20 protein-coding genes and 1 pseudogene are annotated in these 25,922 nt (G+C 69.6%); 11 read left to right on the top strand and 10 right to left on the bottom strand.

Annotation, left to right across the window (positions count from 1 at the left end):
* Positions 1 to 202 precede the first annotated feature (202 nt).
* Positions 203 to 1,396: a permease-like cell division protein FtsX gene (locus tag ACFXKZ_RS47775; protein WP_380013110.1), complete on the bottom strand. Its 1,194-nt coding sequence runs from the start codon at positions 1,394 to 1,396 to the stop codon at positions 203 to 205.
* Between the two features lie 474 nt (positions 1,397 to 1,870).
* Positions 1,871 to 2,629: a hypothetical protein gene (locus tag ACFXKZ_RS47770; RefSeq protein ID WP_380013107.1), complete on the bottom strand. Its 759-nt coding sequence runs from the start codon at positions 2,627 to 2,629 to the stop codon at positions 1,871 to 1,873.
* Positions 2,630 to 3,210: 581 nt separating this feature from the next.
* On the opposite strand from ACFXKZ_RS47770, the gene ACFXKZ_RS47765 reads away from it, so the two are divergent.
* A complete protein-coding gene (locus ACFXKZ_RS47765) occupies positions 3,211 to 3,672 on the top strand; it encodes a hypothetical protein (RefSeq protein ID WP_380013104.1) in 462 nt (153 codons plus the stop codon).
* Positions 3,673 to 3,866: 194 nt separating this feature from the next.
* Here the strand turns inward: ACFXKZ_RS47765 and ACFXKZ_RS47760 are convergent, their stop codons facing one another.
* The 5 genes from ACFXKZ_RS47760 to ACFXKZ_RS47740 all read right to left on the bottom strand — a co-directional run bounded on the left by ACFXKZ_RS47760 (position 3,867) and on the right by ACFXKZ_RS47740 (position 13,323).
* The gene (locus ACFXKZ_RS47760) at positions 3,867 to 5,849 is read right to left on the bottom strand and encodes an ABC transporter ATP-binding protein (protein WP_380013101.1); all 1,983 of its coding nucleotides are present in this window, start codon (positions 5,847 to 5,849) and stop codon (positions 3,867 to 3,869) included.
* A 1,232-nt stretch (positions 5,850 to 7,081) separates the two neighbouring features.
* Complete coding sequence (gene fxlM, locus ACFXKZ_RS47755) at positions 7,082 to 8,293, bottom strand: methyltransferase, FxLD system (protein WP_380013098.1); 1,212 nt, start codon at positions 8,291 to 8,293, stop codon at positions 7,082 to 7,084.
* Positions 8,294 to 8,359: 66 nt separating this feature from the next.
* Positions 8,360 to 9,493, bottom strand: a complete 1,134-nt coding sequence (locus ACFXKZ_RS47750) for a lanthionine synthetase C family protein (RefSeq protein ID WP_380013095.1) — start codon at positions 9,491 to 9,493, stop codon at positions 8,360 to 8,362.
* A 50-nt stretch (positions 9,494 to 9,543) separates the two neighbouring features.
* Positions 9,544 to 12,609, bottom strand: a complete 3,066-nt coding sequence (locus ACFXKZ_RS47745; protein WP_380013092.1) for a lantibiotic dehydratase — start codon at positions 12,607 to 12,609, stop codon at positions 9,544 to 9,546.
* A gap of 81 nt (positions 12,610 to 12,690) precedes the next feature.
* Positions 12,691 to 13,323 carry an FxLD family lanthipeptide gene (locus ACFXKZ_RS47740; protein ID WP_380013089.1) on the bottom strand — a complete coding sequence of 211 codons (633 nt, stop codon included), beginning with the start codon at positions 13,321 to 13,323 and terminating at the stop codon, positions 12,691 to 12,693.
* 163 nt (positions 13,324 to 13,486) lie between these two features.
* Between ACFXKZ_RS47740 and ACFXKZ_RS47735 the strand changes: the two genes are divergently transcribed.
* The 4 genes and pseudogenes from ACFXKZ_RS47735 to ACFXKZ_RS47720 all read left to right on the top strand — a co-directional run.
* Positions 13,487 to 14,551 carry a hypothetical protein gene (locus ACFXKZ_RS47735; protein ID WP_380013086.1) on the top strand — a complete coding sequence of 355 codons (1,065 nt, stop codon included), beginning with the start codon at positions 13,487 to 13,489 and terminating at the stop codon, positions 14,549 to 14,551.
* Between the two features lie 32 nt (positions 14,552 to 14,583).
* Entirely contained in the window at positions 14,584 to 15,252 is a 669-nt protein-coding gene (locus ACFXKZ_RS47730) for a YdcF family protein (protein ID WP_380013083.1), read from the top strand.
* Positions 15,253 to 15,256: 4 nt separating this feature from the next.
* Positions 15,257 to 15,949 (top strand): WbqC family protein, encoded by a 693-nt coding sequence (locus tag ACFXKZ_RS47725; RefSeq protein ID WP_380013080.1) that lies wholly within the window; start codon positions 15,257 to 15,259, stop codon positions 15,947 to 15,949.
* A gap of 47 nt (positions 15,950 to 15,996) precedes the next feature.
* Positions 15,997 to 16,709: pseudogene (locus ACFXKZ_RS47720) on the top strand (tetratricopeptide repeat protein); the annotation flags it as partial.
* A gap of 516 nt (positions 16,710 to 17,225) precedes the next feature.
* On the opposite strand, the gene ACFXKZ_RS47715 reads toward ACFXKZ_RS47720, so the two are convergent.
* Complete coding sequence (locus ACFXKZ_RS47715) at positions 17,226 to 17,669, bottom strand: hypothetical protein (protein WP_380013077.1); 444 nt, start codon at positions 17,667 to 17,669, stop codon at positions 17,226 to 17,228.
* Positions 17,670 to 17,925: 256 nt separating this feature from the next.
* Between ACFXKZ_RS47715 and ACFXKZ_RS47710 the strand changes: the two genes are divergently transcribed.
* From ACFXKZ_RS47710 to ACFXKZ_RS47700, 3 genes are all read left to right on the top strand, one after another.
* Positions 17,926 to 18,777 carry a hypothetical protein gene (locus tag ACFXKZ_RS47710; protein WP_380013074.1) on the top strand — a complete coding sequence of 284 codons (852 nt, stop codon included), beginning with the start codon at positions 17,926 to 17,928 and terminating at the stop codon, positions 18,775 to 18,777.
* 443 nt (positions 18,778 to 19,220) lie between these two features.
* A complete protein-coding gene (locus ACFXKZ_RS47705) occupies positions 19,221 to 20,507 on the top strand; it encodes a helix-turn-helix domain-containing protein (protein WP_380013071.1) in 1,287 nt (428 codons plus the stop codon).
* A gap of 77 nt (positions 20,508 to 20,584) precedes the next feature.
* On the top strand, positions 20,585 to 21,064 hold the full coding sequence (locus tag ACFXKZ_RS47700; protein WP_380013068.1) for a hypothetical protein: 480 nt from the start codon (positions 20,585 to 20,587) through the stop codon (positions 21,062 to 21,064).
* Positions 21,065 to 21,224: 160 nt separating this feature from the next.
* On the opposite strand, the gene ACFXKZ_RS47695 is transcribed toward ACFXKZ_RS47700, so the two are convergent.
* Together ACFXKZ_RS47695 and ACFXKZ_RS47690 are read right to left on the bottom strand one after the other, a co-directional pair.
* Positions 21,225 to 22,130, bottom strand: coding sequence for a phosphotransferase family protein (locus tag ACFXKZ_RS47695; RefSeq protein WP_380013065.1), 906 nt, complete (start codon positions 22,128 to 22,130; stop codon positions 21,225 to 21,227).
* Between the two features lie 31 nt (positions 22,131 to 22,161).
* Positions 22,162 to 23,490 (bottom strand): helix-turn-helix transcriptional regulator, encoded by a 1,329-nt coding sequence (locus ACFXKZ_RS47690; RefSeq protein ID WP_380013062.1) that lies wholly within the window; start codon positions 23,488 to 23,490, stop codon positions 22,162 to 22,164.
* Between the two features lie 368 nt (positions 23,491 to 23,858).
* Between ACFXKZ_RS47690 and ACFXKZ_RS47685 the strand changes: the two genes are divergently transcribed.
* The 3 genes from ACFXKZ_RS47685 to ACFXKZ_RS47675 all read left to right on the top strand — a co-directional run bounded on the left by ACFXKZ_RS47685 (position 23,859) and on the right by ACFXKZ_RS47675 (position 25,799).
* Positions 23,859 to 24,479, top strand: coding sequence for an AAA family ATPase (locus tag ACFXKZ_RS47685; protein WP_380013059.1), 621 nt, complete (start codon positions 23,859 to 23,861; stop codon positions 24,477 to 24,479).
* A 278-nt stretch (positions 24,480 to 24,757) separates the two neighbouring features.
* Positions 24,758 to 25,447 carry an ATP-binding protein gene (locus ACFXKZ_RS47680; protein WP_380013056.1) on the top strand — a complete coding sequence of 230 codons (690 nt, stop codon included), beginning with the start codon at positions 24,758 to 24,760 and terminating at the stop codon, positions 25,445 to 25,447.
* 145 nt (positions 25,448 to 25,592) lie between these two features.
* Positions 25,593 to 25,799 (top strand): hypothetical protein, encoded by a 207-nt coding sequence (locus ACFXKZ_RS47675; RefSeq protein WP_380013053.1) that lies wholly within the window; start codon positions 25,593 to 25,595, stop codon positions 25,797 to 25,799.
* Positions 25,800 to 25,922: the final 123 nt, after the last annotated feature.

The raw sequence follows: 25,922 nt of genomic DNA, 5'->3' as shown, positions 1-25,922 counted from the left end.
GGCCACAACCATGATCAAGTCTCGGGAAGAGACGGCGACGCGGACAATGAACAGCTACCGAGCCCGCCCTCCGGCGGGTTTCCCCGGACGGTAGGGATCGTCCGCTTTCGTAGCCTTCGGCCGGCGAATACCGCAGGGTTCGAATACGTGCCTGTTACCAGCTGTACAGAAGGGGGGTCGAGTGCGAGATGTGTGGGTTCGGTCAGTCGCGGCCGGCATGTAGGAGGTGTTCCGCTGCGCGGCGGGTGAGTCGGTTCGAGGTGGTGGGGTCGAGGCCGGCGTCGGTGGGGAGCGTGATGGTGGCGAGGTTGGGTCCGATGCGGACGAGGATCGAGTCGACGGTCCTGGTGGTGCCGCTCTGGTCGGTGACGATGCGCATGCCGAGTGTTTCGTCCCCGACGGTGGGGGAGGCGACGGCACGAAAGCGTGCGGTGGAACCCGCCCACGGCACGGGCAGGTTCGCACAGCCGGACAGCATGGCGCGGGTCTTGGCCAACTGAAGCGCGGCGCCGTTGCCTTCGTATGCCTGGACGGTGGCGACCAGTCGGATTCCGGCCGCGTTCTCGAAGGTTCGCTGTGCGCCGAGGAGGACGACGATCGGGCCGGTCGGGGCGCCCGCCAGGGCGCGGTCGCACCCGGCGTCACCGCTGACGCCCGAGTACGGCGCGGCGGCCTGCTTGGGCCCGGTGTCGGTCAGGGCGCCCGCGGTCCAGCCGGTGCCGACGTCGTCCACGGTCAACACGGCGCGCCCGGCCTGCTCGGGGGTCAGCGCGGCCGTGGCGGTGGCCGGGGCAGTGGTGGAAGGGCCGGAGGGGGTGTGCTTCATGGTCGAGGCGACTCCCGGGCGTTGCTCGAACGCGGAGGCCACCGTGGTGATGGTGTCGGGGTCCTTGAGTTTGACGCGGAAGGACTCCGGGAGTTGCTCGGCCGTCATGGCGTCGAGAAGGAGGGGGTTGGCGGCGTTCTGCGCGCGAAACAACTCCCACGCCTGTCTCCGGTCCTCGAAGTACACGTGCTTGACCTGCGGCATGGCTTTGAGGGCGGCGAGGATCTCCTCGCGTTGGGTGTTGGTGACGGCGCCGTTCGAGCAGCCGCCCGATTTCGGGTCGGAGGCCTGGCACAGGAACACCGCCAGGTCCACCTTCCCGGCCCAGAAGTCGACGCCCGGCGGCAGATTGTCCATGCTCCAACTGGGGGCCTCCTCGTTCGCGTCGTCGGAGCCGGGCCCGGCCGACCCCGGTGCCCCCGCAGCCGCCGAAGGGGCCGCCTTCGGTTGCTGCGGGCGGGCCTTGGCGCCGTCGCCGTCGGAGCAGGCGCCGGCCGTCGTGATCGCCAGGATCACGGCCGCACACCGGACGGCGATCCCGCCCGTGCGGAGCGTGTCTCGGTTGCCCATCTCATCCCCCCGATGTGAACGTGTCTGGCACCGAGCGTAGTTGCCGGGTCTCTCGCGGGATCCGACCCGCCCTCGTGGGTGTCCGGCGGGTCGGACCTCCGCCGCGACCGCCCGTCGTTCCGACTGATCCGGCGTCGTATTCGGAGGCACGGGCGACCGGGCCGGATCATGGCCGGGACCGATCGGTCTGGCCTATTCCTTTCGGAAGGTCCGAGGTCTACCGTTTACGGCCCGGGAGAGGTCCGGTGTCCTGCGTCACCGGGCGCCTCCGCCCACACGCCCCAGGGGTGACCTCGGCGTGCGGCTCCCGGCGCCGGGCCCCTGCCTCCAGGTCAGGGGCCCTCGTGCTTCCCCGCAGCGCGGACCGTAACGGTCTCGGTGAGGAGGGATCGCCGATGTCGGGCCTCGCGCCGGTGGACTGGTACGCCGTACGGACGGTTCGGGCGCGGGCGCGAAATCGGTTCGGGAACACGGTCATTGCTGGAAGTAGGGATCGAGGACGGACACGATCACGACGCTGCTCCCGGCCGCTCGGGGCGTGTTCGTGACGGAGTGGACGTCGAAATCGGTGATCGTGCCGGTGGTGGAACGTGCGTCGGTGGGTCGCAGCCGGGAGGAGAAGTAGGGCAACGGGTCCTGGTCCGAGAACTGCGCATGCAGGCTCACCCGGGACGGCAGAGTCGCCTCGATGATGCACGCGTATTCGTGGACGACCTGCGTGGAAGGGGTTCGGGGGGTGGACGGCGCGGGCGCGGGACACGGGGAGGTACCCGGATCCACGAAATCGGCTCCGGGGCGGGACCAGCCGGCGGCGGTCAGGGCGTCGGCGACGATCGTTGCGTGCGTTGCCCGGGGTCCGTCGAGTACGTACGCGCGCACGATCTCGCGCTCACAGCGGACCTTGCTCCACCTCCCGCCCCCTTCGCCGAAGAACGACGGACGCTTCAACATGGCACCGCACACGTCCGACACCGCCTCGCCACGGCGCTCGGCGCGCCCGCCCAGCGACTGTTCCAGCGCCGTGTACGCGGCCTCGACGTCGCGTACGGCCGTCCGCTGGGCCGCACCGACCTCGGGCGCACCGGCGACCCTGTCGACGTCGGGCGCATGCGGAGTCTTCGTGTTCTGCGTGCACGAGGACACGCCCCACGCGACCACCCCGAGCAACAGGAGGAGGACCGACGCCACCGCGCCCAGGAACCACCTGATCACGCGCATCGCCGTGGAGTTCACGACCTCATGGTGGCTCATGGCGGGCCTGAGGGGGCACCGACGAGAGGGATCGAATGCTCCGCCGACGGTACCCAAGTCCGCCCGCCGACGAGGGATTTCACCTCGGGAGGTGTTCACGAGTCGAGGATGTTCAATCGTCGACGGGCGTTCTCGTGGTGGGGATCGTCCCTCGACCGAAAGTCTCGGACGGGTGCGTGCCGTACTGGTCGGATTGAAGCGTGTACATGTCGTCTATTCGGTGGTCGCAGCCTTGTAGCGGGGAAGAGGGGGCTGTCGGACCCGATGTTCAGGTTCCAGCCGTCGGCGGCGTATCGACTCAGGAGTTCCGCGATCGACGGGTCGTCGGGTGTGACGTCGACGCCGACGGGGCTGTGCAACACCAGTACCGCGACGGGCTCGTTCGTTCGTGACCACGACGCGGTCGCGCCGTCCCGGACGGGCCGGAGGCGGCTTGTTCCTCCGCGATGCTCGTCCGTGGGCCTGCCCCCGAAGAATCACGCCCGAGCAGTTGTCGATCCTGTTCGATCTGGGCGTGGTGGGCCGCCGGATCGGGTGTCCCCGGCTCCTTCTAGCATCCGCACATGCTGATCTCTACGACGTACACCCACACGTGGCGCACCGGTGCCGCGGCGACGTTCGCGGCCTATCCGAGGTGGGGTCGCTGGGGGGTGGTCGCCGTGCCCGTGGTGGTGCTGCTCCTTGCGTTCCCCATGGGGAGTCTCCAGATGGGTCTTTGGTCGGTCTTCTTCGTGCTTTTCATGGTGTTCGTGCACGGCAGGCACGTGCGTGCGCTGATCGGGCAGGGGGTGATCGACGTCGTGCTCGACGACGAGGGATTCACGCGCGAACGGCCCGGTGTGAGTACGGCGAGCATACGGTGGACGGCTACCTTGGGTGTGCGGCGGCAGTTCGGGCTGCTGGTGATCCGCACCGCGCCGCGGTGTGTGGCCACCGTGCCCGAGGCCGCCTTCAACGCCGAACAACTGGCCCGGCTCGACGAGTTCATCCGCGTAGGCAACGCCCGGGTCGTGTCCGCCGGGTAGCGCGACGCCTCCTACGTCGTCCGGGCGCGAGCGACCAACCGGCGACCCTGTAAAAGGGAACTCGCGACAGATGGCGCGGCGCGCCTTCTGCGCGCACACCGGGGGCACCATACGCACGCGCCCGGCCTCCGATGGAATCGCCGCCGAGGTCCGACGCCGGCACCCGACGCCTGGGACGGCGCTCGCTCGCCGGATCATCGACGCGTCGACGGCACGTTGCACCCGGTGCCATTGCGCCCGCCTCCGTATTGGTCGGATTGGAGGGTGAACATGTCCGCGTAACCTCCGCGCCGCGCCATGAGCTCGCCGTGGGTGCCGTGTTCGGTGATGCGGCCCTTGTCGAGGACGTAGATGTGGTCGGCGTGTTGGACGGAGGCGAGGCGGTGGGTGATCAGGACGACGATGGTGCCGTCGGCGACGAGTTCGCGGATGCGGGTGAACGTCTCGATCTCCTTGCGGGCGTCCAGCGCCGAGGTGGGCTCGTCCGCGATGACCACCGGCGCGCGACGGTAGCGTTCGCGGGCGAGCGCTATGGCCTGCCATTGGCCGCCGGACAACTCGACGCCGCCCTCGTAGTTGCGGTCGAGCAACGTGTCGAGGCCGCGGGGGAGTTCGTCGACGACGGGTCCCGCGCCCGCGTATGCGCACGCCGCCCGCAGCGCGTCCTCGTCGGGGTCGGTGTCGACGCGGGGCCGGCCGAGGACGATGTTCGCGCGGGCGGTCAGATCCCACCTGACGAAGTCCTGGGGGACCAGGGCGACCTGGTCGAAGACGCTGGTGCGGTCCGCGTCGGTGACGTCGACCCCGTCCCACAGGATGCGGCCGCCGTCGGGAACGTACAGGCCCGCGATCAGCTTCGCCAGCGTGGTCTTCCCCGAGCCGTTCTCCCCGGCGAACGCGACGATCGTGCCTTTGGTGAGGGTGACGTCGACGTCGTCGAGGGCCTTGACGTCCCGTCCGGGGTAGGTGAAGGACACGCCTTCGACCTTCACCACCTCCGGGGGCTTGACCACGGTGCCGCGGGTGGGGATGGCGTGCCTGTCGGCCCGGGCGCAGGCTTCTTCGAGGTCGTTGGCGAACAGGGCCTGTTCGTACAGGCGTTGGATGCCGCCGACGAGGCTGCCCAGGCTGGAGGTGCCGGTGCGGATCGCCAGCACCGCGGTGCCGGAGGTCGCCAGGTCGGCGCGCCCGCTGAGCAACAACCAGGCGAGGGTGAGGTACGTCAGCCCGGAGGCGACGCCGGACAGGGCGGAGGCGAGCAGGTCGGTGCCCGCCTCGGCCCTGGCCAGACGCTCCTTCTCCGCCTCGGCGGCGGCGGCCATGCGTTCGTAATGATGCAGCAGGTACGGTCCGGCGCCGTGGACGCGTACCTCCTGCGCGGTGCTCTGCGAGGTCAACGCGTAGGCGATCTCCCACTGTTGGCGACCGTGGTCCGTCCAGGCCAACACGCTTTCGTAGCGGCGGCGGGCGGAACGGACCGTGCCCCAGCCCGGCGGCAGGATGATCAGGATCATCATCGGCAGCAGCAGAGGATGCAGAACGGTCAGGACGGTGCCGACGGCGGCCAGGGAGACGACGGCGTTGACGACCTGCACGCTGTAGGTGATCATCAACCGGCTCGCGTCGGTGCCGTACTTCGCGGTGGTCAGCAGGCGTTTGAAGTCCGCGTCCTCCAGCGTCGCCATCTCCACGCGCATCACCCGCCGCAACAACTCGGCCTCGGCGAACCGCTCCACCTTCGGCTCCAACCGCCCCGTCGCCGCCGTGGACGCGGCCCGCAGCACCGCCGCCAGCACGCCCATCGCCGCGACGAACACCAGCGCGGGCGCGGCGGAGCGCACCCGGTCGGGCGTCGGCCCGGCACTGAACAACTCGACCAGGATCCGATTGGTGCCCACCAACCCCAACGCGGACGTCACACCCTGCCCGACCTGCGCGAACGCCACCACCAGCAACGCCACCCGGTCCGCCGCCCACCCCAGACGCACCGACCGGGCGATCAGATGCGGCAGACGTCGCAGCGTCGCCAGGAAGGACAATTCGATGCGGGCGCCGCGGTGCAGATGCCGACCCCAGGTGGGTGTGAGCTTGCCGCCGAACAACTCCCGGCCGCTCGCGTCACCCTCGGCCATCGTCTCCGCGGCCCGGTTGCGCCGCGCACCGCGCAACCCGATCACGGGGACACTGCTTCGAGGGCGTCCCGGCGCGGCGCGAGCCGCGGCGCGGCATGCCTTGCCCGGCTATGCGGGTCGGGGTGTCGATCCATGTGCGGGTCCTCCGATCGTGTGGGGGATGCGAGGGCCGGTCCGAGACCTCGCCCGGGGCGTCGGGCCGAGTGCGCGCCGCAGGCGCTCGGGGCCGGGATCCGGAGCGCCGGTGGCGGGGTGAGGGTGTCAATCGGTCGCTTCGGTCGGCGTCTCGCCGCACGGGGTGGTCGACATGTTCGCGGAACACCGCGTCCGGGTCGGGGGCAAGGGTGGCGAGGGCGACGGCCGCGGTCGCGATGACGTCGCACAACTCCCGTTGGACGTCGTCGAGGGTGTGGGTGACACCCTTCCGGGGATTCGCCCTCAGGACGCCGTGATAGGCCTCCGCAACCTCACCGACCTCTTCGCTGATCTTGAGGATGCACAGCGGCAGCGGATCCTGCCCCGCCGTGCGGTGGCGTGCGTCGAGCCAGTCGCGCAAGAGTTCGATACGGGCCCAGGTGTTCGTGTCCATCACGACTCCGTCCATGGTTAGGGGCCCGAAGGCCGGGTGGTGCGAGCTCACCGGACGGCCTCGTCGTCGGGTGGTGCTGCGTGCGAATGTGTTCTTCCTACGAGGTGGTCCGGCGGTCGTAGGGGAGTGCCCAGGTGTGGGGTGCGCATGAAGGATTCGTCGGCGGCGCGGGCAGGTGTGGTGTCGATCCGCCAGGCGGCGAATGGAGGTCGTTCGTCGGACGTCTCGGCCCAAAACTGGCTCGGTCGCTGCAAGTAGGTGTTCCCGTGGTTCGAGTCGTCCGAATCGCCTTCTTCGTCGTCGGCCCGGGCCGAGGCCAGCGCCGGAGGCAACTCCCTTATTTTTGGCGCGTCGTGGTGTGCTCGCTCATCGTTCCCTTGCGTGGGTCGAATGCGGGACCGCCGTGACGCGGGGCCCTCGCGGTCGACGAGGGCGGCTGCCTCGTGAACCGGATCGCGCCGTGTTCCGGGCGTGCCGAGGCGACCGTGGCCTCGTGTGCCGTGCCATCGGCGGCCGATCGAACCATCTGCCCGCCGGGCGAGATGCGATTTCTCCTGCGGAGTTCGACGACCTGTGCTCAGGCCCGCGTCGCCGACCGCATTCTCGTCACGCACGACGGCCGTGTCGTCCGTGCGTCCCCTCGATACTCGTTCGGGTCGAGGGGCGCAGATGTGGAGTGTCTCGTGCGTCAGTAGACGACGGACAGTTTGGTGAAGCGCTTGGAGATCACCGGGCCCTGGGACACGGCGGCGTCGGGTGCGTTTACCGGGTATGCGGTGATGCGTGGTTCGGCGTCGCGGTTGTCGTTCCACTCGCTGATCCGGTCGCACAGGCGTTTCGCGAGGTCGTGTCCCTGTGGTCCATGGGCGTGGGCGCCCAGCTCCCACTGTGTGGGGTGGCCTTGCCGGTCGTGGCGGCGTAGGGCGAGGTAGGCGAGGGAGGTCTCCTCGACCAGGGCGACGCTGCGGGATGCGATGGCCGGGGTGCAGCGGCCGGAGTCGACGGCGGTGGCCTCGGCGGCGATTCGGCAGGTTCCGGGTTCGAAGGCGGCGAGGCGCAGCCAGATCCCGTCGAAGGATTCGTCGGCGACGACGAACACGCCGGACCACGTGCTGGTCCTGGAGTGGTCGAGGACTCCCGTCAGGGCGGTGGGGTCGATGTTCTGGTCGTCGTCCCAGTGCAGGGCGACCTCGCCGTCGGCGTCGATGGGGGCGGTGAGTTCGCCCTCTTGGCCGACCATGGGTACGAAGCCGCAGAGTTCGACCGAGTCCGAGACGAGGACGTTGTCCTCGGTGAGGGTGAAGGCGACGGCTCGGGTCTGGCCGCGCCAGCGGAGTGGGGCGACCAGGCGGCCTTCGGGCGCGAGTTGGTGCCACCAGGGTGTGGGGATGTCCCAGGTGCCCACGGTGACGACGATGCGTTGGTAGGGGGCGTGTTCGGGTGCGCCGAGGACGCCGTTTCGGGTGATGACGCGTACGGCTTGGTTGCCGGTGGCGTCGAGTGCGGAGCGGGCGCCGGCGGTGACCTCGGGGTCGATGTCGAGGGTGACGAGTCGACCTGTCGGTTCGGTCAGCCGCTGGAGGAGTGCGGCGTTGTAGCCGGTTCCGGCGCCGATCTCCATGATGTTGTTTCCGGGGCGGACTTGGAGCTGGTGGAGCATTCCGGCGACGATGCCGGGGCCGGAGGCGCAACTGAGGGCGATTCCGGTGTCGTTGCGCTTGGTGATGACGGCCTGTTCGGCGTATGCCTCGTCGAGGGGGGCCTCGGGGACGAACATGTGACGGGGGACGGCGCGCATCGCGTCGGCGACGCGCGGGTCGAGGGTGGGCCTGCTACGGATGATGCGGTCGACCATGTCCTCTCGCAGGGTGTCGGGGGACGGTCCGGTGGTGGTCGTCACGGAGATGCTCCTCGGAGGTTGTGGCAGCCCGGCCCGGGGTGCCTGGGGCGGGTTGGTTTCGGTGGATCAGTCGGTCAGCAGGAGACACGTGTCCCAGGACGACGTGAATTGACCCTGCGTGAGCTCGTGTTCGACGAGGCTCACGCCGGTGCGACCGGTCAGAAGCCCGGTGTCGGCGGGTATTCCGCGCTGGCGGAGGTGACGGCGCATGCCGTCGAGCAGGATCGGTATTCGTTCGCTCAGAGCGCCGGCGTCGTCCGCGTCCGCTGCGGCGCGCCATGTGGTTTGGAGGAGGCCGGCCCAGCCGTGGCACACCGAGGCGTCGTTCAGGAGTGCGAGTTGTCGAGGATCCGTGACGCATGCGAGCAGGGCTGCTTCGGCGTGTCGACGGCGCTCTGTGTCGCCCAGGGCGAGGCCGGCCAACTGCTGGGCGCGGGCCTGGCCGGGCGTGCCGTAGCACCAGGACGGTCGCTGCGGACCGCCGTGGTGCGGCGCGTTGTCGTGCCATTCGGTGGGGGTGATGATGCCGGGCCACCATGGGCTGGGGTTGGTGCGTCGCCAGGCGTCGAGGACGTCCGTGATGCGGGCCATGGCTTCGGCGTGTTCGGGAACGGTTACACCGTGTCTCATCGCCGTCGACAATAGTGCCAGGACGCCCGTGCATCCGTGCGCGATGCCGAGGTTGAGGTGACCGCCGGGCCAGTGGGGCGAGGGTTGTCCGGTCGGCGAGTCCCGGGTCCACCAGCCGGGAAGTTCGTCGGTGCCCGAGCGGATCGGGTGGGTCAGGCGCGTGAGGTAGCCGAGGACGTCCCGCAGGAGCAGGGTGTCTTGGCCTTGGTGGAGAAGGTAGGCGCCGAGGCCCGTCATGCCGCCCACGAGGTCGTACTCGCGCAACGCGGGCAACTCACCGCGGTCGATGCGTTCGTGAGCCCGACCCAAGCGGTGGCGGATGCCTGCGGTGATCGCGCCGTCGAGCACCTCCAAAGCCCGCCCGTAGGCATGGTGCCCGATCTCCCGGAGAACGAAGGCGACGGCCGGGGCGCCCTGAGACAGACAGAGGAAGTCCGGGTGGGCGTGGACGGGATCTCGGGTCATCGCCCGCGCCCATGTATGCGCGGTGGTCCACTCCACCAGGCCGGCGCGGGCGCGGGCACCGTGCAGCAACGCGACGCCGGGCGTGCCCGCGAACAGATCCTGCATCCGCGTTGGGACGGACGACGTTGCTGCGAGTTCCGAAGGGGCGCCGCCCGTCAGCACGTCGGGGCCGCCAATCGGGCTGCGGATGCCAGGGCGGCTTGGCGGGCGAGGCGGCGACAGGTCCGCTCTCCGATCGGGTCGACGCCCAGGGCTCGGTTGTGATGCATGTGCAGGAGCGAGTCCACGATGGCGTCGAGATCGGTTCCGAGAGGCAGAAGTTCGCGATAGGCGACCAGGGCTTCGGCGCGGTCCGCCCATGCCGTGGTCAGGTCCGTTGGCAGGTCCGACAGGTCGACGTTCCCGGCAACCACCCTCTGCAGGACGGCTCCGGCGACCGCCCGATCCATCGCCGGCGCCCCGGTGATCGGCCGCGCGGCAAGGCGACCTGTGGCTTCGGCGGGGTTGTCGTGGAAGGCGCAGGCAATGCCGAGCATCGACAGAGCGGTCCATGCCTGGGGGTCGATCCCGAGCGCGGATGCGTGTCGGAGCCAGGCCGCCACCGTTCGCGAGTCGGCGGCGAAGACTCGCTCGGCGGCTGCCATCGCCGGCCCGGCGCCGTATCTGCCGATCTCCGGCCGATATGCGTCGAGGGCCAGGTGGGACGCGGCCCCGCCGGCACGCAACTCGTGGTCCCAATGTCCGAGCGCGGTGATTATGGCGGCCTTGGTGTGTGCTTGTGGGGCGTGGATACGCAGCCGCAGATGGTCCCGTTCGTGGGTGCTGCGGTAGCGCACGAACCACCATTGCGGACCAGGGCGTTGGTCGAGCATGGCTGTGAGCCTGGGCAGGTGATGGGTGATGATCTCGTTGAACCGCTCGGGATGCGTGTGGATCTTCGCGAACACCCAGTCCTCGCTCGGCGTTCCCGGTGCCGCCTCATACCGGGCGTGGGCGGCGAGGTACGGCAGGCCGGCCAACGGGGAGGGCGCGGGGGATCGGCGGGTGACCAGGGGCATGGCGATCTCGTGGATGTGACCGTTCATCCATCCGAACTCGGCGACGGGCGCGGCTTCTTGGACGATCGCGTGCCCGTACCGTGCCAGGTGGGCCCGAAGGGAGCTCGTGTGCGTCGGTTCGTCGAGGGACAGGCGCAGCGTGCGGTCGGCGTCGCACAGTTCCACCGTGTCGGGACACTTCCAGCGGGCGCGCCAATTGCGCAGCGCGAGCTGCCATCGGTGACCGTCGGCGGTGGAGGGTGGTAGGTCGGCTGTGGTCAGGTGCCATCGTGCGGGGCACAGCACGGCGCGTCCGTGGCGTACGCGGGGCAGCCGGGGCAGGAGCTGGGCGTGTGGTCCCCAGTCGAACTCGTACCACTGGGGTCCCAGCGCTCGGGGCAGGTGGGCGATGAACCGGGCGAGCGGGGAGACCTGCTTGTGCAGCGCCAGGGCGTGGAAGACCTGTGGCTCCACGACGACGTTGCGCGAGAGGCTGACCAGGTGCAGGCCGGTTGCGGTGGCCAGGACGGCAAGGTCTCGTACATCCACAGAGGTCTGCGGGTCCTCAGGCCGGCGGTGTTCGCCCAAGGGAAGCACATGCGGCAGGTAGGGCGGGACACGGCTGACGTTCTGGGCGTGGGCGTACACCGGTGGTGTGGCCAGCTGGACCTGCAACGCTCCTTCGGTCGCGGGCGGCAGCGCCCGGTACACGTCTTCGAGGCCCGAACCGGTCGCCGTAGCGGTGAAGCGGGACGTGATCGTCCCCGCCGCGCGAGCCGGCGCGACCACCAGCGTGAACTCCCCGCGATCCAACGCCAGCGTGTTGACGGCGTGCACCCGGGCGGACAGTTCGACGTGCGGCGGGATTCGCCGTTCGTCAAAGCTGGCGCCTTTGGTCAGTGTGCGAATGTCGGCGTCGGTGAGGATGATCTCGCCGCTGTCGTCGGCGATGGCCCGCCAGGCGTGGGCGAGCAGTTGCTCGTCGCGTGGGGAGACCGTCTCGGCCGGCACGGCCTCGGTGACGGCGGGGTATCCGGCGGGGAAGCCCAGGCCCGTCGCCGGGTCGACGACGTCCGCCAGCGGGACCGGGGCGCCGGTGCCGTATCGCTCCACGAACGCGGCGTGGTACGCGCGCCAGGCGGAGTCGCCCGACGGGTGGCGCGTGGTGCGCAGCAACGCGCTCGCGGCCCGCTCCAGCTCCCACGCGACGGCGTAAGGGAGGGTGACCCGGCAGTCGACCCGCGTGTCGACCGCCAGTACGGTACGGCCGACCTTCGAAAGGGTTCGCATCCCGGCGACGAGGTCGGCGCGGAGCTTGTCCTGGTCGGCGGGGCGGGCGTCGTTGTGCTCGCGGACACCTTCGGCAATTGTGTGCAGACCCTCGATGAGAGGAACCACCTCGGCCACGTCGTCCGCACATACACGCCGGAGTTCGTCGACGAGCCGCGCCAGGGGGTCGGTGACGGTGGTTGGGGCGCGTAGGGAACTGATCAGCAGGCCGCGCCGCACGAGATCGGTCAGCATGGCGTCGATCCGGCTGCGGCCCGCACGGGCGAACGCCTCGGACAGCTTCTCGGCGAGCGCGCCGAACCGGATCGGCACACCCGCAGCTTCCCGTGCCGTGACGACCGCCCGAGTGGCGCGCACGCTCACCCGGAACGGCCCGTTCGCCAACTCCAACCGCCCGCCCCGCTCGGTGGCCAGGTCGCTGAACACCACGTCCAGACGCGCCAAGAGCCGGGGGCATGCCTCCAACCGGTCGATGACGCCGCTGAGCCATTCACTGTCGACCCGGGCCACCGCCCGATGTCCCACGCCCCACTGGACCTGTGTGTGCGACCCTAGCGCTGCCGGGGCGACGCCTGCGAACAGGCCGAAGGGCGTGGGCCGTCCGGCGCTTCGTAACCCGTAGCGTACGACAGCGGACGTTGCCCTACGAATACGCCGGGGGTCGGTGTCGGCGGCGCCATCGGTCAGCTGCTCCACGCGGCGCGCCAGGGTCGGACTGGCAGCCGTTACGGCCGCGGCGAATCCCGGCCGCGCCCATGTGTGCCGCAGCCACACGACACAGTCGGACACTTCACTGAGGTTGGGCCACCACAGGGGCAACTCGTTCAGTGGAGTCACGGCCACGCGCAACAGGGCGGCGCCGGTGCTGCGGTAGAGCTGCGTTCCGTCCGACACGCGATCCTCCGACCGACTTGGGGTGACTGGGGATCCCGGGCGGCCGTGGGTTGCTTCGGCCGCCCGGGACGGGTATGTCGACTACGAGCTGACGCACGACGACTTGCAGGTCGCCGCGCAGGTGTCGTTGGTGTCGCACGGCACGGGAACGCCCTCGGCGATATCCGTGGTCACGCGGACATCCAGATCGAAGTCGTCGTCGAGCGCCGGATCGGTGTCGGAAACCATGGGCATGGCGGTAACTCCTTGTGTAGGCCGATACCGACCACGAGCGGTTGCGCCGCCCGAGGCCGAGAGATGGTGCGGGTGGTCGAACACCGCCCCGGGGATGGATATGTCCGGGTCGGAGGGTCTTCGTGTGCGGCGGTCGCTCGTCGGTGTCCGCACGAACAGGACCCGGGCACCCAGCTCGGTGATGCGTGCGCGTCGTTCTCGGGAGACGCTCTTTCCGCCGAGATGAGCCTGGGACGGGAAGAGCACGCCGTATCCGCCGCTCGCCCGAAGGGCGTCGAGCAGTCCGGTGAACGCCACGGATGCCGCGGGTTGAGAGGAATGTTCGACGAAGACGCCGGCCAGGAGGAGCTCGTGGCGGCAGCAGTACTCATGCAGCGACGCGACCAACGATCGGCGGCGCGCCACCGAGACCGAGACCAGGCGGAGGTAGCCGTACACGAGCGGGCCGGGCCCGGACTGTTCCTCGGTGACGCCTCGCATCCCCTCGCCCTTCTTCGCCGGCGAAACCGAAACCGGCTCCCGGGAACGAGCATCGCCGCGAGCGTGGTCACTCCGGGATGAACGGGTGTGGCACTTCCGTGGCACTTTCGCCGCACCGGGTACGCGCCGGGTGATTCGATGGGGGCTCCGGAAGGGGCTGCTGGTGCCGACCGTTCGAACGTGGACCGGCCACGAGGCGAAGGCGCTTCGTCGTGCCAAGCGCATGGGTGTGCGCGGGTTCGCCGATCACCTGGGTATGGCGGCGCGAACCGTCTCCCAGTGGGAGAGATTGGGCGTCCAGCGTGAACCCCGGCCGGACACGCAGGCCATTCTGGACACCGTTCTTGCCCGTGCCACCCCCGACGAACAGGCCCGGTTCGAAGCCCTGCTCGCGAAGACCGTCGAAGAGGCCCTTCCCCGGCCGTTCTCCGTCCCGCGCGAATGGGATCACGAGACGTGGACCGAGGACATCGAACGCGCGCTCGTACTCGTCAACCGACAGAGCCTCGCCCAGGCCACCGGCCTGCTCAACCGTCGGCTGACGCGATCCGTGCCGGTGGATCTGGACGACCGGGGACGCTATCTCTACGCCCGCTCCCTCGTTCTCCTCGGCGACGTACGACGTGACCAGGGCGCGATCCACGGCCCCTCGTCCGCCGATCACCACTACCGGCGCGCCCGCGAGATGTTCACCGCTTTGGACATCCCCCGGCGCGTCGCGCAGATCGACCTGTCGCTCGCCGTCGTTACCGAGATGACCGGACGCCTGGAGGAATCCGCCCGCATGTACGAACTCCTCGCGAGCGATCGCAGGCTGGGCGAGCGCGACCAGGCTCGCGCCCGATTGTGGATCGGCACGGCGCTGAGCAAGGCCGGGCACCACGAACGCGCCATCAAGGAGATGGCCGAGGCCACGCGTCGCTTCGAGGACCTGGACGAGCCCGACGACTGGTCGGTGGCGCAGCAGAAGCTCGCCCTCGCCCACCGCGGCGCCGGAACCATCGGGCGGGCCCTGCACCACATCGACATCGCCCTGGCCCACCGCGTCACCGACGCACCGATGCAACAGGTCCGGCTCGACACCGCCCACGCGCACATCCTGGTCACCGACCGTGCCACGATCAACGCCGGACTGGCCCTGCTCGACCGCACCGCGCAACGGGCCGCGCGACACGGACTGTCCCATCAACTCCACAGCATCGAAGCCATCCGCCGCACCTGCCAATGAACCCCGCGCCACCCGAACCCGAGGAGCACACCTTGGCAGCCGAACGCCCCGACGTCACCGACACCGACCGCACCGACGCGGAACTCGTCTGGGACTACCACCAGATGCACCACACGCTGCGCCCGTGCACAGCCGCCGTCGGCCTCGGCAGCCACGACCTCGGCGTCGCCCGCTTCACCGCCGAGCTCTACCACCACGACCTGTTCCCGATCGTGGTCTTCAGCGGCGGCAACAGCCCCACCACCGCCACCCGCTTCCCCCGCGGCGAAGCCGTCCACTACCGCGAACACGCCATCGAACTCGGCGTCCCCGACGAAGCGATCCTCCTCGAACCCCGCGCCGCCAACACCGGCCAGAACATCGCCTTCACCCGCGACGTCCTCACCGCACACGGCACCACCGTCGAATCCCTACTGATCGTCTCCAAGCCCTACATGCAACGCCGCGCCTACGCCACCTGCCGCAAGATCTGGCCCGAGGTCGACGTCGTCTGCGCCTCCGAACCCCTCGAATTCGACGCCTACCTCAAATCCATCGGCGACGAACACCTGGTCATCGACATGCTCGTCGGCGACCTCCAACGCATCATCGCCTACCCCGCCCTCGGCTACGCCGTCGAACAGAACGTCCCGGACGACGTCCACACCGCGTACGAACGCCTCCTCGACGCCGGCTTCACCAGCCGACTCATGGCCGGATGAGCACATGACACCCCGCAGAGTCTGCGCGATCCACCAACCGAACCTCTTCCCACGATTATCGACCCTCGCCAAGATCCACGCCGCGGACCGCTGGATCGTCTACGACGACGTCCAACACGCCGCCCGCGACTACCAACACCGCTGCCTCCTGCCAGACCCGGTGGACCCCACCCGGCACCGCTGGCTGACCCTCCCGGTCCACCGGCCCCAGGGCAGAGCGACCCTGATTCGCGATCTACGCCTCGTGGACCCGCGCGCGTCCCGGCAACGTGCGGAAGGCATGCTCCGGCACCATTACGGCCGCAACCCGTACTGGGCGGACGTGGAACCCGCGATCGACGAGATCCTGCAACTCCTGACGCAAACCGCCCACTTGGCCGAAATAGCGGAGGCTTCCACTCGAACCTTGCTCAGGCTCCTCGACTGGCAGGGGACCGCGCTCCGCAGCAGCGAGACGACCGCCCGAGGCGGACGATCCGAACGCCTGGCACGTCTCACCGTCGAGGCCGGTTGCGATACATATCTCTACGGCATCGCCGGCGGTCGGTACATGGACTTCGCAATCTTCGAGACCGAGGACGTGCTGACCCGCCCTGCCAAGGCCCCGCCATGCGTGGGCTCCTGGCGCGAGAGCGCGCTGAGCACGCTCACCACGATCGGCGTGACCGAAGCCACGAAAAGACTGAGGGCGACGTGACGTTGTCGCTCCTGCGCCCCGTCGGGCAGGTCCTGCGGCCGGACGGGCGGCGCCTCGGCGGCGACCACGGCCTGAGCACCGTCACCGCCTACCTCGCCGACACCGCCGCCCCGATGCTGCGCGGGCGCTTCGCTGCGGACACCACCCGGCGGGCCGCGTTCGCGGCGGTGGCCGAACTCGCCTACCTCGCCGAACGGAAACACCACGACCTCGGGAACGAAGGCACCGCACAGCGGTACTACCAGGTCGGATACCAACTCGCGTGCGAGGCCGACCCGCACGGACACGCCGCCTGGATGATGCGTGCCCTGGCCCACCAGGCCCTCAGCCTCGGCCACCCCCACCACTGCGTGGACCTCGTCGAGAACGCACTCGCCCGCGCCGCGGGGCACGTCGACGGCCGCACCGAAGCCCTCCTGCGGATCCCCACGCCCGGGCATACGCGGCCACCGGCGAACGAACACCCGCCGCCAAAGCCCTCCTCGCCGCCGAGAACGCCCTCGCCCACGACACCCACGAACAAGCCCGCTACTCCCGCGCCGCGGGACCCGCAGCCGGAACGGTCGCCAGCCACACCGCCCGCACCCTGACCGGACTCGTCGACCACACCGGCACCGAAAGACTCCACCGCGAAGCCCTCCTGCGATGGGACCCCGACAAGTACCGCCGCGTCCACATCCTCACCCACGCCGACCTCGGCGACAGCCTCGCCGCCCAGGCCCGCGCCGACGAAGCTGTCGCCGCCTGGACCCGCGACCTCCCCACCGACTTCGTCACCACCACCGCCCGGGCACTCGAGGCCTACCTCCACCACGGCTCCGACACCACCCTTCACGGCTGGGACCGGACGAGAGGCTGACGCTTCGGCGCGCCGGGACGACGCGATACCGGTGCGGTGCCCGCACCGGTTGCCGACGACGAATCTCCGGTTGTGCCCCCGTCGGCGTCTCGAGGGGCCCGGCAGCGGACGGCGCGCGCTGTTCGCGCACCCGACCCGCCCGGTGCAACGTGGGATGTGCCGGCCCGGTTTGCGGGCGGTCGGCTCGGTCGCGGTGATCGTTGAGCGCGCAGCGCGTTCGTTGTCAGGAGCCCTGCTGGGTAGGGCGGTTTGCCGACTTGGCCCAGTCTTGGAGCCGGAGCGTTGCCCAGTGGTCCGACAGGGTTTTAGCCTCGACTCTCGTCAGTTCGTTCTTGCAGGCGCGGAGGCCGAGTTTGGCCAGGGAGTCGGCGAGTTCGTTGAGCGGATGCCCGGTATGCCCGCGAATATGGAGGCATTTCACGCTGCCGTCCCCCTGCACGCATTGCGCAGTTTGATCAGGGTCGGGGTCTTTCCGGTCGCCCTGTAAGCCGTGGAGTAGCCCGGGGGAAGCGCGGTTTCGCCCGATTTCCAGCTGCGCATGTACCTCAAGGCGTCGAGGCTGTCGGTGAGGATCGTCACGGTGTGGCCGGGATGAGCCGAACGCGTCTTGGTGAACCCCAGGGCGATGGCGCGTAGTTCCGCCACGATGGTGCTTTGCGGTCCGGACGTCCGCGCCGGCATCGGGTGGGCTCTGATCCCGTACAGACCGGACGTGGAAACGTATGCCGTGCTGGTGGTTTCGCCGCGCTCGGCGGCGTCCGTGTACACGAACACGGAATCGCCCTCGAGCCGGAGGTCGTTGCGGAGAATGCGACCGTAGATTTCGATCTGTTTCGGCCATTGGCGCTTCTTCGCGGGCATGCTTCGTGTCCTCACACGTCGAACGCGCCTGATGGCCGCGCCGTTGGTTTTCGCTATTTCAGCACAGCCCGAGGGGCGTGGCCCGGCGATCCGGCGAAACCGGGAGGTCCCCGGTACTCGGCAACGCTCGGAGCGCGCGCGAGGCCCCGTCGCGGGTACTACGAGGTGTCTCACCGGTGCTCCGATTCGGCCGGACATGTGTTGTTTTCGGCTCACTTTGTTTTGGACATGCCACGGTCGCCGCTAGGTTCGGGGCATGTCGTCTCGGAATGTCGTCGACCTGCGCGTGGAGCCGGTCGAGCAGGCGTTGGACCTGGTCGAGCACGGTCTGCGGGTGCGGCTGGATCGCGAGTCGGTCGTCCGTAAACGCCGTTCGGTGGGGGCGCGTACGGACCGGAGGACGTGGGTGCGCATCGAGCGCCGCAGCCGCGACCGCATCGATGGGCAGGGCTGGAACGGCATCGAGAGCGCGGCCGTCTTGGACGGAATCGCGAAACCCGAGTGGTTCGCGGGCATGTCCTGGCGTGAGACCGGTGGGGACGCGATGTGGCGCGTCGACGAGACCGACCTGATTGCTGCGGCGCCCGTAAAATTCGGCGGCCGCCTCACCGTCGACCCGAAGCTGCCCGACGCATGGTGGGTGACGTTGAATTCCTCACTGGATGCCTTGGCCGCTCACCGAACCACGCGGGTGGCGACCCCTGACACGGTGACCATCACCCACGACGGTGTGACGAGCGCGATCCGCGCGACGTTCGCCGACGTCGTCGACACGAGCCTGGACGAGTGGCTCCCGGCCCACGCGGATTTGAACTGGGCGAACCTGACCGGCCCCGAGTGTTGGATCCTCGACTGGGAGGACTGGGGGCTCGCGCCGCGCGGACTCGACGCGGCCACGCTGTGGGGCAACTCCCTCGCTCTGCCCGATCTGGCCGATCGCGTACGCCGAGAGCGGCACGCCGACATGGAGACGCGATCGGGGAGGCTGATGGCGTTGTTCTTCTGCTCGAAGATCGTGGGCCGGTACGCCGATCCCTCGGATCCACTGCTGGAGCCGGCACGGCGGGAGAGCGCCAGGCTGATCCGGGAACTTCGGACGGCACGTTGACGGGCGGCTTGTTCGCCCGGGAGGGCCCGGTAGCGGTCGATCCTGTCGATGTCGACGTCCGGTTGGAGGGCTTCGGTCAGCTCCCGTAGGTGCTCGGATTCGTCGGAGCCCACCCTGCGAACACACAGCAGATGGCAGGCCACCCGCAGCGCGGCCCGCACCCGTGGTGCCCTCGGGGCAGGTATCAGCCCAACGGGGGTGGCGGCGGAGACGATGTCCTCGTACAGGTCTGCCCGAGCCCGAACTGAAGCCTCCTGGACACGTGCATGTCCCTCGTTCCCACCGTCTGCTGCTCTGGCCCAGCGTGATACCGCCGCTGGCACGATCGGAGGCAGCGAGCGGGTGCGTCGTGAGAACGACTCCGCCCCGCTTCGGCGGACCGGGCGGGGCGGAGCGTCCGCCAGCGTACGCTGGCGGTACCTGAATCACTGCCAGGGTACGGCGTGACACCGTCCCCGACCACAGCGCACTTCGGCACGACGGGGGCGCACCACGTCGACCTCGGCGGTCTGCTCGGAGGGACAACCGGCATGCCGCACGATTCATTTGCAGGGGCCGCCGGTACGCGCATCGCCGCGTATCGCCAGGTCCGTCACCTCTCACAAAAGGGGCTGGCGGCCAAGGCCAACATCTCCTACTCGCTGCTGACCAAGGTCGAGACCGGCGCGCTGCCTGCTTCACCGTCGATGATCGCCGCATGCGCTCGCGCGCTGAGCGTGGACGTTGCGACGTTGACCGCGCAGCCCTATATGCACGAGTTGCGCCAGGACCGCCTGGACGCTCTGATCAACCCGATTCGTGAAGCCCTGGACCTGTACGACATCGGGGCCGACGAGGACACCACCCCTCGTGACCTGGCCGAATTGGAGGCCGATGCCGAGGAGCTCTGCCGTCTTGTGCGAGCGGGCGATCTGCGGACCGTGGGGACCGAGTTGCCCGGTCTGATCGCCGAACTCACGGCGACCGTCCACGCCGCGCCGACCGCTGTGCGCGAACGCAGTTACGCGGTACTCGCGTCCGCGTACCGGACGGCGTACGACGTGACAACGAAGCTGGGGTACCACGACCTCTGCGGTGTGGCCTTGGACCGCATGGAATGGGCCGCTCAGCGAGCGTCGGATCCGGTGCTCGTGGCGATTCGGCAGTACCTGCGGGCTCTGGCCTATCTGCGGTCCGGGCGCTATGAACGCGGCGCGCGGCTGCTCGTGTCCGGGCATCGGATACTCGAAGACGCCGACCGAGAGGCCGTGGAGACCATCGCGGTGAAGGGGCAGATCCACCTCGGTGGCGCGGTGCTTGCGGCTCGCGCCCACGACAGGGACACGGCGGAGGCCGAACTCGCGCAGGCGCGACGGGCCGCAGCTCGAACCGGCGACGTGCCCCAGGTTCATTGGCTGTCGTTCGGACCTGTCAACGTGTCCATGCACGAGGTATCGGCGCAGGCTGAACTCGACAGGTATGACCAGGCGATCACCGTTGCCTCGAAGATTCAGCTACCGGGCGACTGGCCCAAGTCGCGGGTGGCGCATCACCACTGCGAGGTAGCGCGTGCGCAGAGCTGGGTCGGCGAGAACGAGGGGGCATTCCGGTCGCTGCTCCTGGCGCGCAAGGCCGCGCCGCAGCAAACGCGGCATCACCCGGTCGTTCACGAAACTGTGTCGACGCTGGTCGCCGCGCGCCGGAGGGCGCCGGACACCCTCACCTCGTTCGCGCATTGGATAGGCATGTAGGACCAAGATCAACATAGGGGCCCTAACTTTCACATACTCTGAAAGTTAGGGCCCTTGATTTCCGCCACGCTGCTCGCGTGGATGACATTCAGGACGTCACGATCGAGCCCGTCGCGTGGTCGCGCTGGCTCTCGTGTGTGACCTGCAAACCTAGGACTCGGGTCAAACTGCCTGTCCGGGTGGTGCGGTCAGGACTCCTTTTCGACACGATCGAAGCGCCTCGCGGCCCGGCGAACTGTGCGATCCGGATACTCATCGAGGACAAGAACGTCCTCGGTCCGGTCGCCGTCGATGCCGATCGTGCCTGGGCGCTGGTACCGCCAGGTGTTCACTCGTCGTGGTCCGAGCTGGTGACGATCTGCGATGCGCGGATTGAACTGGTCTCGTGTGTGGGGCCCGGTACCACCGTGCACTTGCCCGCACAGGCGCCACAGTCCGGCGCCGCCGTCGAGTGGCTGGTGCCCCCGACGCTGGACGAAGATGGGTTGCCAGTCCTGACCGATCCGCTGCAACTCCTGGATGCCCTGCGGCAGTGCGCCCACGGTGCGGCCGAGTGACCGCCTCCGACCAGCCGAACCGGCGGATCCGGATTGTGGCGCCACCGATGACCATCCTCAAGCGCGATGCGGCGGATCCGGCCGGGCTCGGTCACCGGCACGAGGCCTCCGGCGTCGCGCGGGCGCCATGTCGGGTACGGAGATACTCGGCTGAGGGGCGTCAGAGGATCTTCCACGCGAGGTTGCGATTCGCGTGGCGTAGGCCTTCGATGCGGCGTTCGACTTCTTCGCGGCTGCCGGGTGTGTGGTGCGTCTTGCGGGCGTTGGTGGTGATCATGCGGAGTTCGCGGATGTCGGCGAGGGTTTCGTATCCGGGCCATGTGCGGACGTCCCAGCCGTAGGTGTCGGCGAATCGGCGGTAGTGCCGTTGTCCGTGGCCGAAGCGTCGGCAGTGGACCTCGACGGTGACCAGGTCCCATTCCGGTTGCCCGACGGCGAGGGTGTCCCAGTCGCAGAGCACGGCCGCGCCCTCGGGTGCGTGCAGCGCGTTCCGGTGTTGCGGGTCGCCCTGGATGGTGCCGGGGTTCAAGACGAATTCCACGTTCTCGAGGTCGGCCTCGAGGCGGTCGGTGTGTTCGGACAGGAAGGCAATACTGGTGGAGGGCAGACAGGTGGTCGCCGCGATCGAGCGTCGGATCGCTCGTATGTTGTCGCGCACGGGTAGGGCGAACTCCGGCAGCGTCAACGCGTGCAACGCCCGCAGGGGTGCGGCGAGTTGCTCGGCGGATACCGGGTGCGTCGGCTGGGGCAGGTACACCCAGAACGTGACCGCGTGGCCGTCGACGACGACGGGTTGTTCCACGTCCAGCAGGGGCACGGTCGGGAATTCGAGTTCGGTCAGTCTGCGTACGAAGGCGACGGTGCGTCGGACGTCGTCGACACGGGATCCGCGGCGGGCGATCTTGACGACCACGCGTTCGCGCTCGAGCAGGACCACGGCGTTGGTGTGTCCGCGGAGCAGGCGTGCGTCGGAGGCGTCGAGGCCCACTCTCGCGCACGCGTGCTGCAGGACCCGCTGCATCTCGGAGGTGTCGAATCCGCCGGGGGTCCACGTTGACGTCGTCATGGGACCAGGGTCCCCGACTGCCTGCGCGCTGTCACACCCCGGTGGGCGGGAGCGCGATGATCTCGCGCAGCTCTCGTACCGCCCGGCTGGTGCGCAGCCGGGACGGCAGGGTCGCGATGACATCGCGGGCCCGTTCCTCGACGATGGGCGTGCGGTGATCCCCGGCGACCCCCAGCAGGGTGGCGCAGGCCAACGCGCAGGCCTCGGTGGGGTCGTTTTCGCGGGCCAGGCAGATGGCCGCTTCGAAGTTCAGCAGCGTCGGGTCGATTCCGGTCGCGGCGGCGCCGGGGTACAGCGTCAGCGCCTGTTCCTGGACCCGTCGGGCCGGCCGGGTGTGGCCCAGGGCCGTCAACGTCCCGCTCTTGTACAACAGCAGCCGGCGCAGCGGGAACGCAAAAGCCTCGGGGTCGCCGTCCGTGGTTTGGGTGCGTTCGAACAGGTCTTCCGCGTATCGCAGTGCGGCCTGCGCGCCTTCGGTGTCGCCCAGCCTGGCGCGGGCGCGTGCTTCGGCGGCGGCTGCGAACGCGCCGGTGGGGGTGGGTCTGGCCCGGCAGATCATGCGTGCCTCGCGGGAGAGGGCGACCGCAGTCTCCAGGGGGCCGTAGTAGTACGGCAGCATCGCGGCCTGCGCCCGTACCCGGGCACGGAGTTCGGGGTTGCCGCTGTCGTCCGCGGCGGTGCGGGCGGTGCCGTACCAGGCCTGGGAGCGCGCGAGTTCCCCGAGCTTCATGAGCGCGTCGGCGATCAGGGTGGCGAGCATGGCCGTCAGTTCCGACAACCGCACCTGCGCAACCGCAGGTTGTCGATCCGCCGCGAGTTCCTCGACCTCGGCGAGGTGCGCGAGCAGGATCTCGAGCATGGGTGTGGGCGGTGTGTACACGTATTGCCGGCGCGCCCACAGCACCCGCTCGTCCAGGACGTCCAGCTGCGCGGGGCTGACGCTGGACGCGGACAGCGTGCGATCCACGCAGCGGCGTGCGGCATCGACGCGCGTCCCCAAGGACCCGCCTTCGACGAATCGTTGCCCGGTGGTCGCGGCGGAGGATCCGGCCGGTGCGAGCACCCTGCCGACCAACGGCTGCGCGCGCACACCGCCCGCGTCCCGCAACCCCACCTCGTCGACCGAGCAGTCGTAGAACCGGCACAACAACGCGATCGCCGCGGGCTTGGGGTGATGATGACCGGCCTCCCAGTGGCCGAGCTGAATCGCGTCGACGCGCGGGGCGTCCGCACCCAGATCCGCGCCGAGCGCCCGCAGTTCCTCCGCGACCGCCTGCTGGGTCATGCCCCTGGCCAGACGCTGCGCCCGCAGTGGGGAGACCGCGCAGTGCTCGTGGATGGAACGAGCGATCTCCTGCACGGTTCTCCCACGCTCGGCGCCCTCCCGGCGAAGGCGCCTCGCGCAGGAGGGCCGGTGCTGCTGCCTGTGACCGTCCACCGCCGCCTCCCGCCGACATCGTCCCTGCCGAGGTTAGCGACGCACATGCGCACCGCGGGCCCGGATGCGCCGCCGGTTCGCAGATCTGTGACGAGATCTGTGACGGCAACGAACTCCCTTTGCAGATCTGTGATCGGTGCGGTTGGAGGCGCGACCGCATCGGGGCCAGGGTTGCCGCCCATCGATCCGCAACAGGCACCGTGCATCGTCGGGGACGCCGGTCGGCACCGTCGTGATCGCAGGGTGCCGAGGAGTGGATCCCGTGAGCACGACGAATTCAGGAGAGGCCGATGATCGTCGCCATGGCCGGTTCACCGGGGACCGGGAAGTCGACGTTGGCCAGAACACTGAGCGAGGCACTCGACGGATTGCTCCTCGACAAGGACGCCCTCGGCGCGCAGTTGTTCCCTTATGGGGACGGCACGTGCCGTGAACAGAACGACTGGACCGATCAGGTGGCACTCACCGCGCTCGCCTGGAACCTGCAGAAGGTGCCGGAGCGTGTGGTCGTCCTCGACGGGCATCGCCTCACCCGCACGGAGGAGGTCCACGCCCTGCGACGATTCGCGATCGGACTGGGCCACCCTCTGCAGATCGTCGAGTGCGTATGCCCCGCACACATCGCCCGCGCCCGGCTCGGCACGCGGCCCCCGACCCCGGCCCGTGGATCGGTCGGAGGTGATCCCTCGGAACGTCTTCCGCCGCCGAAGATCGTCGCGGACACCACGCTTCCTCCCGATCGGTGCCTCGACCTCGTCCTTCGACAACTCCCGCCGGCGACGAGGGCGATGCCCTCGAACGGCGCGGATCCACCGCACCGCGACTCGACACCCGTACCCGAGCAGCCCCGGCCGAGCACGCGCCGAAACACCGCGACCACCGACTCTCCACGTCTGCGAGAACTGCGATGACCACGAACTCGGCCCGGCCGACGATCCCGCAGGCCCCCACCATCACCACCACGCTTGCATCGACGACCACCCTTACCACCGGTGTTCCGACCCCCACCGGCGCGCAGTCGAGTGGTACGCACGTGAACGGACCGCGGCACGGTCCAGCTGCCCGGAGTAGACCGGGGCCGACCCCACAACCGGCGAGCCGGGGGCGCGGGCAGTCGGCACCGCCCCCGGAACTCACGGGCAGTGTCCTCGGGTTCCCCAGCACACCCGATTCGGGAGGTCGATTCGTCGTGTCCGTCCCATTGCGTACGCGCACCACCCAGTGGGAGATGCCCGGCACCGACGAGGCGGTGCACGCGCTGCGCCACGCCGTCGAGGCGGAGTTGGAGCGGTGGGGCGCGGACGGCGACGCGGCCGTGATCGCGGCGTTGGCGGTGAGTGAGCTGTCGGCGAACGCCGTCGCGTATGGAGGTGCCGCACAGGGCGGGTTGTTCCTGCGGCTGGTCCAGGTGGCGGGTCGTGTGCGGGTGGAGGTGCGCGATCACAATCAGGAGCTGCCGGTGGTGGGGGAGGGGGACTGCGACGGCGAGTCGGGTCGCGGTCTCCTGATGTTGTCCGTGCTGCCGGGCACGTGGGGTGTCGAACTTTTGGGCGGCGGCGGGAAGGTCATCTTCTGGGAGTCGGAGGACGCCGCCGGCGAGGTCGAGACCGAGCACGACGCGGTGCGGCACGAGGTCGCGGGCCCGGTTGCCGGCCACGACGCATCGACCGACCGGGCACGTGAACGTCTCGCGGAGGACAACACGTTCGGTCCGGGAGTTCGGTCGGGTGGTGCCGTTCGTCCGCGTGCCACACTCGGGACCTGTCGTCGGCTACCGCGCCCGTGTCGGCGGCGGGTGTGCGGTGCCGTGTTCGGCGGTGCCCGGCCGGAGCGCGGTCCGTGTGCCCGGTACCCGCCTCGAGAGGCACGCCGGTGGTGAACAACGGCACGCGCGACGCCCGAAGTCCCCTCGCCGACGCCTTCGTTCGCCAGACGTCGCACTCGATTGTCCCTGCCCGGGTCGCCGGCGCGGCCGACGGCTGTGCCGTGTCACCGGGGGCGTGCGCCATGGTCGGCGGCACACGATGAAGGTCGGCGACCGGGTGCGGGCCAAGGCCGCGTTGCCCGGCAGGTTCGGTTGCCCCGCCGTGCCCGCCGGTGCCCGGGGGCGGATCGTGGAGCGTCGATGGGGTTCCCGATGGTCCGTCACCTTCGTGGTCCCCGGCACGTTCGGCGGCGAGCGCGAGGTCACCGGCACCGTCGCCTCCGGCGAGATAGCCCCCGATCCCTGACCGCCCTGCACCGTCGTTCCCGCAGGCGCCGCCAACACTCGATTGCACCTGCCTTGTTGGCGCATCCCGTGCGCGAACCCGTTTGTGGATTCGCTTTCCTCCGCCGCACTACCGCCCTGCTCC

This window comes from Embleya sp. NPDC059237, assembly GCF_042754105.1.
GTDB lineage: Bacteria > Actinomycetota > Actinomycetes > Streptomycetales > Streptomycetaceae > Embleya.
Note: the sequence above shows the minus strand (reverse complement) of the source record. Positions and strands in the feature narration are given on the sequence as shown.

Bases quoted from the DNA above. Each gene is read 5' to 3' on its own strand.
- ACFXKZ_RS47775 (WP_380013110.1), bottom strand. From the start codon at position 1,396: ATGGGCAACCGAGACACGCTCCGCACGGGCGGGATCGCCGTCCGGTGT.
- ACFXKZ_RS47750 (WP_380013095.1), bottom strand. From the start codon at position 9,493: ATGCAGGATCTGTTCGCGGGCACGCCCGGCGTCGCGTTGCTGCACGGT.
- ACFXKZ_RS47715 (WP_380013077.1), bottom strand. From the start codon at position 17,669: ATGCCCGCGAAGAAGCGCCAATGGCCGAAACAGATCGAAATCTACGGT.
- ACFXKZ_RS47675 (WP_380013053.1), top strand. From the start codon at position 25,593: ATGAAGGTCGGCGACCGGGTGCGGGCCAAGGCCGCGTTGCCCGGCAGG.
- ACFXKZ_RS47710 (WP_380013074.1), top strand. From the start codon at position 17,926: ATGTCGTCTCGGAATGTCGTCGACCTGCGCGTGGAGCCGGTCGAGCAG.
- ACFXKZ_RS47695 (WP_380013065.1), bottom strand. From the start codon at position 22,130: ATGACGACGTCAACGTGGACCCCCGGCGGATTCGACACCTCCGAGATG.
- ACFXKZ_RS47685 (WP_380013059.1), top strand. From the start codon at position 23,859: ATGATCGTCGCCATGGCCGGTTCACCGGGGACCGGGAAGTCGACGTTG.
- ACFXKZ_RS47740 (WP_380013089.1), bottom strand. From the start codon at position 13,323: ATGCGAGGCGTCACCGAGGAACAGTCCGGGCCCGGCCCGCTCGTGTAC.
- ACFXKZ_RS47765 (WP_380013104.1), top strand. From the start codon at position 3,211: ATGCTGATCTCTACGACGTACACCCACACGTGGCGCACCGGTGCCGCG.
- ACFXKZ_RS47725 (WP_380013080.1), top strand. From the start codon at position 15,257: ATGACACCCCGCAGAGTCTGCGCGATCCACCAACCGAACCTCTTCCCA.